At 61.1% G+C, this 13,443-nt stretch carries 15 protein-coding genes; 10 read left to right on the plus strand and 5 right to left on the minus strand.

Translation table 11 applies throughout. The features are described from left to right. The first annotated feature begins 40 nt into the window (after positions 1–40). Both K9857_RS03435 and K9857_RS03440 read left to right on the plus strand, forming a co-directional pair. Entirely contained in the window at positions 41–1,813 is a 1,773-nt protein-coding gene (locus K9857_RS03435) for an acyl-CoA dehydrogenase C-terminal domain-containing protein (RefSeq protein ID WP_224533503.1), read from the plus strand. A 138-nt stretch (positions 1,814–1,951) separates the two neighbouring features. Continuing rightward, positions 1,952–3,214, plus strand: coding sequence for an OprD family porin (locus tag K9857_RS03440; protein ID WP_224533504.1), 1,263 nt, complete (start codon positions 1,952–1,954; stop codon positions 3,212–3,214). 71 nt (positions 3,215–3,285) lie between these two features. On the opposite strand, the gene K9857_RS03445 is transcribed toward K9857_RS03440, so the two are convergent. After that, a complete protein-coding gene (locus tag K9857_RS03445; protein WP_224533505.1) occupies positions 3,286–3,582 on the minus strand; it encodes a putative quinol monooxygenase in 297 nt (98 codons plus the stop codon). Between the two features lie 78 nt (positions 3,583–3,660). After that, positions 3,661–4,344, minus strand: a complete 684-nt coding sequence (locus K9857_RS03450) for a type 1 glutamine amidotransferase domain-containing protein (protein ID WP_224533506.1) — start codon at positions 4,342–4,344, stop codon at positions 3,661–3,663. A gap of 151 nt (positions 4,345–4,495) precedes the next feature. Between K9857_RS03450 and K9857_RS03455 the strand changes: the two genes are divergently transcribed. Next, entirely contained in the window at positions 4,496–5,467 is a 972-nt protein-coding gene (locus K9857_RS03455; protein WP_224533507.1) for a LysR substrate-binding domain-containing protein, read from the plus strand. 58 nt (positions 5,468–5,525) lie between these two features. On the opposite strand, the gene K9857_RS03460 is transcribed toward K9857_RS03455, so the two are convergent. Continuing rightward, positions 5,526–5,726, minus strand: coding sequence for a YbdD/YjiX family protein (locus K9857_RS03460; protein ID WP_224533508.1), 201 nt, complete (start codon positions 5,724–5,726; stop codon positions 5,526–5,528). A 238-nt stretch (positions 5,727–5,964) separates the two neighbouring features. Here K9857_RS03460 and K9857_RS03465 point away from each other — a divergent pair, with 238 nt between their 5' ends. The 7 genes from K9857_RS03465 (at position 5,965) to K9857_RS03490 (ending at position 9,907) form a co-directional block, all read left to right on the plus strand. Beyond that, positions 5,965–6,570: an SCO family protein gene (locus K9857_RS03465; protein WP_175379084.1), complete on the plus strand. Its 606-nt coding sequence runs from the start codon at positions 5,965–5,967 to the stop codon at positions 6,568–6,570. Next, the gene (locus K9857_RS03470) at positions 6,570–7,058 is read left to right on the plus strand and encodes a copper chaperone PCu(A)C (protein WP_224533509.1); all 489 of its coding nucleotides are present in this window, start codon (positions 6,570–6,572) and stop codon (positions 7,056–7,058) included. The genes K9857_RS03465 and K9857_RS03470 overlap by 1 nt, the downstream gene beginning before the upstream one ends. 51 nt (positions 7,059–7,109) lie before the next feature. After that, positions 7,110–7,616, plus strand: a complete 507-nt coding sequence (gene msrA, locus K9857_RS03475; RefSeq protein WP_224533510.1) for a peptide-methionine (S)-S-oxide reductase MsrA — start codon at positions 7,110–7,112, stop codon at positions 7,614–7,616. A gap of 395 nt (positions 7,617–8,011) precedes the next feature. Next, positions 8,012–8,590, plus strand: a complete 579-nt coding sequence (locus K9857_RS03480; RefSeq protein WP_224533511.1) for a hypothetical protein — start codon at positions 8,012–8,014, stop codon at positions 8,588–8,590. A 106-nt stretch (positions 8,591–8,696) separates the two neighbouring features. Continuing rightward, positions 8,697–8,831: a hypothetical protein gene (locus K9857_RS30245; protein ID WP_263487731.1), complete on the plus strand. Its 135-nt coding sequence runs from the start codon at positions 8,697–8,699 to the stop codon at positions 8,829–8,831. A 245-nt stretch (positions 8,832–9,076) separates the two neighbouring features. After that, positions 9,077–9,376 (plus strand): hypothetical protein, encoded by a 300-nt coding sequence (locus K9857_RS03485; RefSeq protein ID WP_224533512.1) that lies wholly within the window; start codon positions 9,077–9,079, stop codon positions 9,374–9,376. 93 nt (positions 9,377–9,469) lie between these two features. Then, positions 9,470–9,907: a short chain dehydrogenase gene (locus K9857_RS03490; RefSeq protein WP_224533513.1), complete on the plus strand. Its 438-nt coding sequence runs from the start codon at positions 9,470–9,472 to the stop codon at positions 9,905–9,907. A 14-nt stretch (positions 9,908–9,921) separates the two neighbouring features. Here the strand turns inward: K9857_RS03490 and K9857_RS03495 are convergent, their stop codons facing one another. After that, positions 9,922–10,794, minus strand: coding sequence for a mechanosensitive ion channel family protein (locus K9857_RS03495; protein WP_224533514.1), 873 nt, complete (start codon positions 10,792–10,794; stop codon positions 9,922–9,924). 400 nt (positions 10,795–11,194) lie between these two features. Further along, on the minus strand, positions 11,195–13,192 hold the full coding sequence (locus tag K9857_RS03500; RefSeq protein WP_224533515.1) for a peptidase U32 family protein: 1,998 nt from the start codon (positions 13,190–13,192) through the stop codon (positions 11,195–11,197). Positions 13,193–13,443 lie beyond the last annotated feature (251 nt).

The raw sequence follows: 13,443 nt of genomic DNA on the forward strand, positions 1-13,443 counted from the left end.
CGGGGGCCGGTGGGGCCCCGCTCCCTTTCGAGACGATTGAATGAACTCTTACAACGCCCCTTTGCGCGACATGCGTTTTGTCCTGCATGAAGTCTTCGACGCGCCCTCGCTGTGGTCGCGCCTGCCAACGCTGGCGGAACGGGTCGACGCCGATACCGCCAACGCTATTCTCGAGGAAGCGGCCAAAGTCACCGGCCAGCTCATCGCGCCACTCAACCGCAGTGGCGACGAGGAAGGCGCCCGGTGGAACGACGGCATCGTCACCACGCCCACCGGATTCAAAGAGGCCTACACCACCTACATCCAGGGTGGCTGGGTGGGCCTGGGTGGCAACCCTGAATTCGATGGCATGGGCATGCCCAAGATGCTGGCGGTGCAGTTCGAGGAAATGCTGTACGCCGCCAACAGCAGCTTCGCCCTTTACTCCACGCTGTCCTCCGGCGCCTGCCTGGCCATCGATGCCCACGCCGGCGCGGACCTGCGAGCGACCTACCTGCCGCCGATGTACGAAGGTCGCTGGGCCGGCTCCATGTGCCTGACCGAGCCCCACGCCGGCACCGATCTTGGCCTGCTGCGCACCCGCGCCGAGCCACAGGCGGACGGCAGCTATCGCATCAGCGGCATGAAGATTTTCATCACCGGCGGCGAACAGGACCTGACCGAAAACATCATCCACCTGGTGCTGGCGAAACTGCCGGATGCGCCCGCCGGGGCCAAGGGCATTTCGCTGTTTCTGGTCCCCAAGGTACTGGTCAACGCCGATGGCAGCCTCGGGGCAAGCAATGCCCTGAATTGCGGTTCCATCGAACACAAGATGGGCATCAAGGCCTCGGCCACCTGCGTGATGAATTTCGACGGCGCCACCGGCTACCTGATCGGTGAAGCCAACAAGGGCATGGCCGCGATGTTCACCATGATGAATTACGAGCGTCTGTCCATCGGTATCCAGGGCATCGGTTGCGCCGAGGCTTCTACCCAGGCCGCCACCCGCTACGCCCGCGAACGCTTGCAGAGCCGCGCACCCAGCGGCCCGGTCGACCCGGACAAGGACGCCGATCCGATCATCCATCACCCCGATGTGCGGCGAATGCTGCTGGGCATGAAGGCCCTCACCGAAGGCGGCCGGGCCTTCGCCTGTTTCGTGGGCCAGCAACTGGACCTTGCCCGGTACGCGCAGGACCCCGAAGAGCGCAAAGCCGCCGAAACCCTCGCGGCGTTGCTCACTCCAGTGGCCAAGGCCTTTTTCACCGATACCGGGCTCGAGAGCTGCATCAATGGCCAGCAGGTGTTCGGCGGTCACGGTTACATCCGCGAGTGGGGACAGGAGCAGTACGTGCGTGACGTACGCATCGCGCAGATCTATGAAGGCACCAATGGCATCCAGGCCCTCGACCTGCTGGGTCGCAAGGTCATTGCCGACGGCGGCGCCGCACTGCGCCTGTTCTGCGCACAGGCACTGGACTTCGCCCAAGGCCACAACGTGCCCTATGGCAGCGAGCTGGTGGCCGCCATCACGGGTTTGCGCGACGTCAGCGACTGGCTGATGGACAAGGCCGCGACCAACCGCAATGAAACAGGGGCCGCCTCGGTGGAGTACCTGCACCTGTTCGGGTATGTCGCCTACGCCTGGATGTGGGCACGCATGGCGAGCGTGGCCGAGGCACGACTGGCCGAGGACCCGGCGTTCTACGGCGCCAAGCTGGCCACGGCGGCCTTCTACTTCCGACGCCTGCTGCCGCGAACACTCAGCCTGCAAGCCAGCATCCGGGCCGGCAGCGACACCCTCTTCGGATTGACCGACGAGCAGTTCTAAACGGTTTCACGGTGCGGCCTTGCCCCTTTGGGCCGCGCCTTTTTTGTCAGTACCCACCACGCATATCCCTTTTTTGCTCGTGACGACTCGTCCCGAGCGAACCCGGCTGTTCCATAAAAACAACAAGAGGCAACAACCATGCGTCGAACCCCACTCAATACTTCATGGCTTCTGGTCAGCGGCACGGTGGCCTTGTCGTCACCGGTCAATGCCGAACTGATCGCTGACAGCAAAGCCACATTGGAGCTGCGAAATTTCTATATGAATCGCGATTTTCGCCAACAGGGAGCGCCCCAGGCAAAAGCCGAGGAATGGGCCCAGGGTTTCCTGTTGCGCTACGAGTCGGGATACAGCGAGGGGCCTATCGGCTTCGGTGTCGACACCTTGGGGCTGCTGGGAATCAAGCTCGATTCGAGCCCCGGTCGCAGCGGTACGCAATTGCTCAAGCAGGACCGGGAAACACGTCGGGCCCAGGATGAATACGGGGAACTGGGCCTGACCGCAAAATTCAAGGTCTCCAAAACGCAGTTCAAGATTGGCACCCTGCTGCCCCGCTTGCCCTCGGTGTCCTACAACGATGGCCGGCTGCTGCCACAAACCTTTCGCGGAGCCCATCTGACGGTTCAGGAATTCTCCGGCCTGACACTGGACGCCGGCCAGTTGCAGCAGGTGAACCAGCGCAATTCCTCCGACTATGAGGACATGACCGCCAGCAATGGCAGTGCCGGCGCCATCGGCGTGAAGTCCGGCAAGACCAGCGATGCCTTCAACTTCGCGGGAGCCAGCTATCAATGGAACAGCCAATTGAACAGCACGTACCACTATGGCGAGCTGACAGACATCTACCGGCAATACATGGTCAGCCTGGCCCATACCCGGCAGTTGGATTCGCTGCAATCGATCAAGAGCGAACTGCGAATGGCACGGGCGAACGATGCGGGCAGCAGCAACATCGACAACAAGTCCTATGGCGCCATGCTGACCTACAAGCAAGGCAGTCACACTTTGGGCCTGGCTTATCAGCAGATGGAAGGCAGAACGGGCTATGCCTATATCGCCGGCAGCGATCCGTACCTGTTCAACTACGTGACCTTTGGCGACTTCGCCAATCGTGACGAGCGCTCATGGCAGCTACGCTATGACTTCGACTTTGTCGTGCTGGGCGTACCGGGCCTGACGTTCATGACCCGGTACCTGAACGGTGACCACATCGACCTGGGCAACAACCAGCCGCAAGGCCGTGAATGGGAGCGCGATACCGATATTGCCTATGTCTTGCAAAGCGGTCCGCTGAAAAACCTCGGCCTCAAATGGCGCAACGCAACGGTGCGTACCCGGCACTTCGGCAACGATCTTGACGACAATCGCCTGATCCTCAGTTACACCCTGCCGCTTTGGTAAAAAAGGCGCGGCCCGCCATTCTTTTACCAACGAACGCGGGCCGTTTTACCAAAGTGACATGCAGCCCGGCATCAGGTGATCCGTTGATAGTTGACGATCCGGGCTTCGCCCTGCAGCAGCTCGGCGGCCTGGGCGAGCGCTTGTTGCAGGTGGGTGGTTTGCCAATGCCGGGCTTCGGCCTCGGCACTCTCCCACACCTCGAAGGAGGTGAATTCCAAAGGGTTCGCCAGGGATTGGTAGTAGGCATATTCCAGGCAGCCAGGCTCCTGGCAGGTGTGCCGACTAAGTTCGGCCAGCAGGCCTCGCATCGTTTCAAGGCCCTGGGGTTTGACCAGAAAACTTGCCATTACGTAGAGACGCATACTCATGGCCAGCCAATGCTCCAAATGAAAACCGGCCGCTTCGTGCTTTGCGTGGAAGCGTCGAAACGGCCGGAAACGCGGCCCTTAGCGAGCCAGTTCTTTCAGCACCAGATCCGCGACAGGCCCGCCCGAGGCCGGGTTCTGGCCGGTAATGACGCGTCGGTCCGCCACGGCAAAGGGGGCCCACGGCTCCGCGGCCTTTTTGTAGATGGCGCCCCGTTTGACCATCTCATCCTCGGTCAGGTAGGGAACGTACTTGTCCAGTTCGGCGATCTTTTCCTCGTTGTTGGAGAAACCGGTGACTTCCTTGCCTTCAATCAGCAGCGAGCCATCGGAGAGCTTGATGTTCAACAACCCCACCGCGCCGTGGCAAACGGAGGACACGATGCCGCCATTCTCATAGATGCTGCGGCTCAGGGCCTGCAGTGCCTGGTCGTCGGGAAAATCCCAGACCACCCCATGACCGCCGGCGTAATAGATCACCGAGTAGTCGGCCGGATTGACCTGGTCGGGCCTGAGCGTTGCACCCAGGCGATCCATGAACGACTTGTCCTGATACCACTGCCAGTCACCTTCATCGGCCATCGCCAGGCTGTGGGGATCGATCGGCGTGTAGCCGCCTTTGGGACTGACGTAGTCGACCTGAAAGCCTGCGTCCTGGACTTTTCTGACGAAGTGCACTGCCTCACCCAGCCAGAGGCCGGTGGCGCGTGCCAGATTTGGATATTTGGGGAAGCTGGTCAGTACTACCAGCATTTTCTTGCTCATGTTTCACCTCTCTTTCATGCGCTACAAAAACGGGCGCCGCACCTCGTTCCGAGGCTGGCTGAGCCTGCGAAACCACACCTTAATCCGCGCATCCGGCCGTCGGTAGGCGCCGGGCCGCAATTGACTATTTCATCTATGGAACACCTGTCTGATGTATGACCTGAATGAGCTGTACCTCTATGTACAAATCGTAGAGCACCAGGGGATTGGTGCTGCGAGTCGCGAGCTGGGCATCCCCAAATCCAGGCTCAGTCGCCATCTGTCGTCACTTGAGGAACGCCTGGGTATTCGCCTGATCAATCGCTCGACACGGCAATTCTCGGTTTCGGAACTGGGCCAGGAGTACTACCAGCATTGCCTGGTGATGCTCGACAGCGCGAGCGCGGCGCAGTCGCTGATCGACAACAGCCGCTCATCGCCCAAGGGCATCGTGCGGATCGCCTGCCCGACCGCCCTGCTCAACTTTCTGGTGGCCGGGATGATTGCCCGTTACATGCGGCGCTTCCCCGAGGTGGAGATCCATCTGGAAAGCACCAACCGCCTGGTCGATCCACTGCGCGAAGGTTTCGATATCGTGCTGCGGTCCGGTTTTCCGCCCTTCGAGGACAGCGGCCTGACCATGAAGCCCCTGACCCGCAGCCCGCACCAGCTGGTGGCCAGCCCCGGCCTGATCGAGCGCATGGGCGCGCCCGCATCGTTGGCCGATCTGGCACGTTATCCGAGCCTCGACATGGGCCCCTGCACGCGCCAGTACCAATGGAACATGGAGGGACCCGGCGGTGTACAAGCCACCGTGCGCCACACGCCGCGGCTGATCACCGACGACATGATCACCCTGCGCCGTGTCGCGCTCGAAGACGGCGGCATTGTCCAGCTGCCGGAACTGGTGGTGTTCAAGGACATTCGCAGCGGCGCCCTGGTGCCGGTCCTGAAAGACTGGAAACCCAGGAGTGCCATCGTTCATGCGCTGTTTGCGTCCAGACGCGGCCTGATGCCGTCGATCAGAAGCCTGCTGGATTTTCTGGCGGACAGTTTTGGCGAGCTGGATGTCGACAATCTGTATGAGGGGTATGCGCTGAGGGGGGATGAGGATGCGTGTTTTCTTACAGGGGCGAGGCTCTGAGTAGTGGTGCAGGCAATGAGGACATTGTGGATCCCATCACCTGCCCGCTTCGCCGTTTTCAGCAACACCGCGTATTGCACTTCCCCCGCCCGAACCGGGCTTCCTGGCGCTCACGGAAAAACGCTTCATAACTCATCACCGGCTCGCCCGGGGACTTGAGGGCCATTTGCGTGACGTAGTTGTCGTAATCGGGGACGCCCACCATCAGCCGCGCGCTTTCGCGGAAAAACCGGGTGGCCTTTTGCAGTTTGCGGAACATGACAATGAACTCCGTGAGGATTGGACGCCCCCATGAAACCGCAGAAATGTATCTGCAATGTGTCCGCGCGACGGGCTTTTGTATGCCTGTGTAGCGCCTGCCCCGCGACCATTTGGCGCAGTACCGGCGGGCGATCGATTAGGCGCAATCGGACAACAGTTTGTTAACATCCCTGCGCTTTTTTTCCGCCTGGTCTGTCAGGCACTGTGTTTATTTCTGTCGCTACACAGGAAGCTTTATGAGTACGTTGTATTCCCGCCGTTCGGTCCTGCAGGGCATGAGCCTGCTGAGCCTCGGCCTGCTTGCCGGCTGCGATGACAGCAGCAAGCTGTCGTTCAAGTACGGCAAGGATCTGAGCGACAAGATCATGGGCCGTTCCTTCAAACTCACGGACTCCCAGGGCGAAACCCGGATGCTCGGCAGCTACCGTGGCCTGATGCCGATGATCTTCTTCGGCTTCACCCAATGCCCGGCGGTCTGCCCTACCACGCTGGCCCGCGCGGCCCAGGCGAAGAAACTGATGGGCCGCGATGGCGAGCGCCTGCAAGTGGTCTTCATCACCCTGGACCCGGAGCGCGATACCCCCGAGTTGCTCGACAAATACGTCAAGGCCTTCGACCCGAGTTTCGAGGCGCTCTACGGCACGCTGGAAGAAACCGCCGCCGTGGCCAAGGAGTTCGGCGTATTCTTCGAGAAGGTCCCGAGCGGCGACACCTACACCCTGTCCCACACCGCCACCAGTTTCGTGTTCGACTCCCGGGGCAATCTGCGCCTGGGCCTGTCCGCGTCCCTTACCGCTCAAGAGTGCGCAGAAGACCTGCTCACCGTCATGGAGGTCTGCTGATGACTTCGCTTTGCGCAGCACGTATCAAACAACTGGCCCTGGGCGTCGCCCTGATCGGCCTTGCATGGCAGGCATCCGCACAAACTCAGGTCAATGACGCCTGGGTCCGCGCCACCGTGGCCGGCCAGCACTCGACCGGCGCATTCATGACCCTGCAGGCCGACAGCGACAGCAAGCTGGTGAGCGTCGAGTCGCCGGTGGCCAAGCTGGTGCAGATTCACCAGTCGACCATGAAGGACGACGTGATGAGCATGCGTCAGGTCGAGTCCGTCGCACTGCCGGCCGGCAAGCCGGTAAGCTTTGACCCGAGTGGTTATCACATCATGCTGATGGACCTGACCGCCCAGGTGGCCGATGGCAGCAAGGTGCCGCTGACGTTGACCGTGGAAAACGCCAAGGGCGAGAAAGAAACCATCAAGGTCGAGGCCCAAGCCCGTGCGTTGAACACGATGGACCACAGCATGATGGATCACAGCAAGATGCAATGATGGTCTGACGGCCCCGATCACCGGGGCCGCTCACTGACGGGAGATGCGTACATGACGACGAACACCGAAACCGCCATCCTTGCCGGCGGCTGCTTCTGGGGCATGCAGGATCTGTTGCGGCGTTACCCCGGCGTGTTGGCCACGCGGGTTGGCTACTCCGGCGGCGATGTGCCCGATGCGACCTACCGCAACCATGGCACCCACGCCGAAGCGATCGAAATCACCTTTGATCCAGCACAGATCAGTTATCGCAAGATCCTCGAGTTTTTCTTCCAGATTCACGATCCGAGCACCAAAAACCGCCAGGGCAATGACCTGGGGACGAGCTATCGCTCGGCGATCTATTACCTGAGCGAAGAGCAGAAACACGTCGCTCAGGACACGGTGGCAGACGTCGACGCCTCCGGCCTCTGGCCCGCCAAGGTGGTCACCGAAATCGAACCGGCCGGCCCGTTCTGGGAAGCGGAGCCGGAGCATCAGGATTACCTGGAGCACTATCCGAACGGCTACACCTGCCACTTCATCCGGCCGAACTGGACGCTGCCCAAGCGCGGTTGATTCCGTACCTGTCGGCGCAAGGCCTGTATGGTCATGATCTGTGTGGGCAGGAACAGTGTGGGTAGGAACTGTGGGAGCGAGGCTTGCCCGCGAATGATCGTTAACGATGACGCTGGCAATCTGACGCCCCGCGGTGCCTGATCTTCCATCGCGAGCATGCTCGCTCCTACAGGGGGCAGCGCAGAGACCTGGGAATGGTCGTTCAATCCCCGAGTAAGGCACAACTGAGCGTGGTCCGCCATGTCGTCTGTCGCCCCGCAACGCGCCAGAAAAATACGTGATTGGCTTCACATAATTTGCGCATCAATCCGCCATTTGCAAACTAGACTTACTCAAGGGACGAAGCGCAGCACTCACCAGCACAGTAAAAAGCCAATAAAAACAAGGATATAACCTTGAACATCTCAACACTTTGCCTGCTGGGGAGTTTGTTGGTGTCCGCCAGTGTGCTCGCCAATGGCAACATTCCCGTCCTGGAGCTGGACTTCACAAGGTCGGCCACCGAGACCTTGAAGAAACACGGAATCAACGACGCCTGCATCATCGTCGCCTCCAATCCGAGCGGTTTCACCTATTGCCGGGAAGGCTCGGCCACGCTCTGGAAGTATCAGGCTCGGGACCTCAACCTGCCCGGTGGCCAGGGCCCGTTGCTGGCTTCGCTGGATGACGGGCGAATCAGCATCGCCGAAGACTTCAGCCCCGCCTGCGAAGAGGAATTGCCCAAGCCCACGGTCGATCCGGCGATTATCCGGGCGATCGCCATCAGCATGATCGTGCTGTTTCTGATCATTGGCCTGCGCTTCACCTACAAGGCGACCATGGAGGGCTACTTCACCCGCACGGTGTATTCCGGCACACACATTCAGCGATCGACCAGTTCACCCCACGCTCATCGCTCCGCTTCCAAGGCCCTCGGCGCGTTTGCCATCGCTGCGGCCGTGACCTTCATCTATTTCGGCTCCGGCGCGTTTTGAGTGTCGCGCCTCGCGCGGTCTCCGGTGCCGAACGACCGGCCGGCGATAAACTCGAACTCCCCCCGATGGCGCCTCCTCCAATGTGAACACACTGGAGGAAGCCCCCATGAACGACCATGATCCTGCTGACATCCCGGATGAACCCCTGCCTGCCACTCCGTCTTCCCACGACGAACCCGAGGCTGATGAGGTTCAGCGCAAGGTTGATGAAATCGAGCGCAAGGTGGCTGACGGCAACTGATACCCTGCCTTCGCTCACTGTGGGAGCGGGCTTGCCCGCGAAGAGGGCGGCACATTCAACATCGATGTCAACTGTCCTGACGCCTTCGCGGGCAAGCCACGCTCCCACAGGTATTGGGTCGCCCACAAATATCGGGCCGACCTCAGGTTTGTTGGTATGACCGCACTGCCGCTCGTCCGCTGCGCTGCACTTTCCCTCCGAGCGATTCTTCCAATGGGTACATACACTCAGCAAGGAAGACTCAAATGATCAACAGCAAATTAATCGCCCTGACACTCGCCGGCCTTTTGTCCGCCAGTTCCCTGAGCGCCCTGGCCGCAGAGAAAACCACCGAAGGCTCGGCCCTCCCGCCCGGGACTGCACAGCCGCAAGGCGATGAGTCGAACAGCGTCGGCACCGGCACAGATGGCGGCAGTATGACCAAGGGCATCGATGGCAAGACCGGGTCGGCAACCAATGGCGCCGATGCGGGCACCACCGATAACGGGCCTTCTCCATCAGGCGGCTCCAAAGGTGGTGGTGAAGGTAAAGGCACCGGTAGCTGATCGGTGAATGGCGTCGCGTCACTAAAACCAAAAAGCCCGCGCTATTGATGGCGGGCTTTTCAGTTGATCGTTCATAACACGGAGGACCGCACCATGATTGCTCCAGCCACCGGCATGAAGCCGGGCGAGCGTTACGTCGTCGACAGTGTCGAGCGCGCGCATCACTTTCCAGGTTTTTTCCTCGATGGAAAATACTATCTAGGTCCTGAGTTGCAGACCGCCGTCGGCTGGCTCGAGGGTCAGGAGTTTTTCTACGATCAGCTCGATCCGACGGGCGAGCCGGTGTTTCCCGGCCGGATTGCCGGCGTTGTCGAAGACCTGACCTTGACCCTGGGCGATGGTGCACGCCTGGAACTGAGCCCGGAGCCCTTTCGCGCCCTGGTCGATACTCCGCTGACCAGGATAGATCCACGTCCGGTCCAGACATTCGCGCAACGTCCTTCACCTTTGCTGGTGGCGGCCGCGGCGTTGCTGGTCGGTGGTTGCCTGCTGTTGATCAATCGCATTGGCGGCCGAAACCGCCAACGCTGAAAGATGGAGCGGCTTTACTTGCCTGCAAGCGGTCCCGGCAACGCGGCGCCTTGCTGGAAGATCACGGTCTGTGCCGGCATTGGCGCCGGGAAGCCGGCTTCGCCCAAGGCATCCTTGATGACACGGTTGGTGTCGAAATACACCTGCCAGTAGTTCTCGTTGTGGCAGTACGGACGCACCGCCAGCACCGGGCCGACCAGGTTGAACTCGAGAATCTCCACATCGATCGCCGGGGTTTCCAGCACGTTGGGAATCGCGGCGATTTTCTCCTTCAGCAAGGCCACCGCCGCTTTCCAGTCAGCGGCACCGGACAGCTGAGCCTTGAGCTCGACCCGGCGGAACGGGTTGTGGGTGAAGTTCTGGATGTTGTCGCTGAAGATTTTGTTGTTGCCCACCAGGGTCAGCACGTTGTCCGGGGTGTTGATCGAGGTGGCGAAGAGGCCGATCTCCATCACGGTGCCGGTGACGCCGCCGGCACAGATGAAATCGCCGACCTTGAATGGTCGCAGCACGATGATGAAGGCGCCTGCGGCGAGGTTCGCCAGCAGCCCCGACCAGGCCATACCAATGGCCAGGCCGACCGCGGCGAGCAGTGCCGCGAAGGTGGTGGTCTGCATGCCCAGGTAGCCGAGGATGGCGATGACCAGAATGATGTTCAGTGTGACGGTGATGGCCGAGCCGACATAACGCAGCACGGTCGGATCGACCTTCTGCTTGCCGAGAGCCTTTTGCACCATGCCAACGGCAAATCCGATCAGCCAGCGGCCGACGATCCAGAAACCGATGGCGACCAGCACCTTGACCGCAAAAGCGACACCATAAGCCTGCACGACTGCAATAAGTGCGTTGAACTTCTCGGTGGTTACATTAACGATTGTCTCGTCCATGGCAGAAGCTCGCAAATAAGGGATGACCTCAAGACGCTAGCACAGCCTTGGCGGGCCGCCAGTTTGGGGGTGTGGGGGTCAGAGCTGCGGCGCAGGGGCGGAAGGCATCGCGAGCAGGCTCCCACACAAGGGCGCTATCACGACATAGGTGGGCACCACAGAACTGTGGGAGCGGGCTTGCCCGCGAATAGGCCAGTAAATCCAACATCAATGTCGCCTGCAAGAAAGCCTTCGCGGGCAAGCCCGCTCCCACAGGGTTGGTGTTGACTGCATGATCTGTGATCGACACAAAAACTTGTGGGAGCGAGCCTGCTCGCGATGGTTTTAGCTCAGTCAACATTTATGCTGAATGGGCTGACGTCTTCGCGGGCGAGCCTCGCTCCTACAATGGGGCGTGGGCTTAGTGCGGGGCGCGGGGGATGGTTTTCAGCAGGTCTTCGGGGCTGATGTAGCCGACCACGGGCTGCACACTGCCTGGCTGTGGCATGTTGAGGATGTGGCCTTTCATCTTGCCGATGATGTGCATCTCGCACGGCTTGCAGTCGAACTTCAGGGTCAGCACTTCATCGCCGTGGATCAGTTGCATCGGTGCGACCTTGGTCTTCACGCCGGTCACGCCCTTGGCCTGTTTCGGGCACAGGTTGAAGGAGAAGCGCAGGCAGTGCTTGGTGATCATCACCGGCACTTCGCCCGGTTCTTCATGGGCCTCGTACGCCGCGTCGATCAACTTCACCCCGTGACGGTGATAGAAATCCCGGGCCTTCTGGTTGTAGACGTTGGCCAGGAACGACAGGTGCGATTCCGGGTACACCGGCGGTGGCGAGGTCTCGGCCTTGCGACCGCCGCGCGGATGTACCTTGACCCGTGCCACGGTCAGCGCCTCGATCACCTCGCGGCGCAGGGCCTTGAGCTGCGAGTTGGGGATGAAGAACGCCTGCGGCGCATCCAGTTTGACGTTGGTGGCGTGATACTCGGTGGTACCGAGCTGGCCCAGCAAGTCGCGCAATTGCTCCAGCGCCTGCTCCGGCTTGTTGGCCACACCGAACGGACCTTCCAGGGTCACGCTGGCGCTGACGCCCTCCTCGCTGGTGGCGGTCAATTGCAGGCGCTGCTCGTCCAGACGCGCGACCCAGGCCACGCCGATGCGACGCTCGGCAGAAGTCTTCTGCAAGGCTTGCTGCCAGTTGTGGTCCAGGTTGCGGCTCAACGGATGGTTCGGCCGCAACTTGTACAAGCCTTCCGGCATCTCGTTGGGCTCGACGCGGTAGCGGTAGCGTTTCTCGCCGTCTTCCTCGAACTCACCTTTAGGCTCGGCGATGTTGGTGCGCCAGCCGACCACTTCACGCTTGAGCAGCACATTGAGGCCGTCGCCGTTGGACAGCGGCTCGTGGGTGACCACCGTCAGATCGCGCTTGCCGACCTTTTCCACCACGCCCACCGGCAGGCCGGTGAAGGTTGGCGAATCGAAGGCGCCGATGTCGACCTTGCGGTCGGTCACGAAGTAGTCGGTGCTGCCACGATGGAAGGTCTTGTCCGGATCGGGCACGAAGAAGTGCGCGGTGCGGCCGCTGGAGGCGCGGGCCAGGTCCGGGCGGTCTTCGAGCACATCGTCCAGGCGCTGGCGGTAGTAGGCGGTGATGTTCTTCACATAGCCCATGTCCTTGTAGCGCCCTTCGATCTTGAACGAGCGCACGCCGGCTTCCACCAGGGCGCGGATGTTGGCGCTCTGGTTGTTGTCCTTCATCGACAGCAAGTGTTTTTCGTAGGCGACCACACGTCCCTGGTCGTCCTTGAGGGTGTACGGCAGACGGCAGGCCTGGGAGCAGTCGCCACGGTTGGCGCTGCGCCCGGTCTGCGCGTGGGAAATGTTGCACTGGCCGGAGAACGCCACGCACAGCGCGCCGTGGATGAAAAATTCGATCGCCGCGTCAGTCTCGTCGGCGATGGCGCGGATTTCCTGCAGGTTCAGCTCACGCGCCAATACGAGCTGCGAGAAACCGGCCTGATCAAGGAATTTCGCCCGTTCCAGGGTGCGGATATCGGTCTGGGTGCTGGCGTGCAGCTCGATCGGCGGGATGTCCAGTTCCATCACGCCCAGGTCCTGGACGATCAGCGCATCGACGCCGGCATCGTACAACTCGTGGATCAGCTTGCGCGCCGGCTCCAGTTCGTTGTCGTGCAGGATGGTGTTGATGGTGGTGAAAACCCGAGCGTGGTAGCGATGGGCGAATTCCACCAGGCCGGCGATATCGCTCACCTCGTTGCAGGCGTTGTGGCGTGCGCCGAAGCTCGGGCCGCCGAGGTAGACGGCGTCGGCACCATGCAGGATCGCCTCGCGGGCGATGGCCACGTCACGGGCAGGGCTGAGCAATTCCAAGTGATGTTTGGGCAAGGACATATATTTTTTTAGTCAGGCGGTCACGGTCGAGGGGCGCATTGTACCGGCGAATTGCCTGACGGGCATCTGTGTGCTGCCGGGTGGTGGGTGTTTGCCCGGTTTTGGATGGGAGGATGGGAGGATGGGTGATTGATGGGCTGACGCCTTCGCGGGCAAGCCTCGCTCCTACAGGATTTCGGATTCGGCGAAGAGCAAAAATGTGGGAGCGGGCTTGCTCGCGAAAGCGGTGTGTCAGTCAAGTAGATGTCGAC

Source organism: Pseudomonas sp. REP124 (assembly GCF_020164475.1).
Lineage (GTDB): Bacteria > Pseudomonadota > Gammaproteobacteria > Pseudomonadales > Pseudomonadaceae > Aquipseudomonas.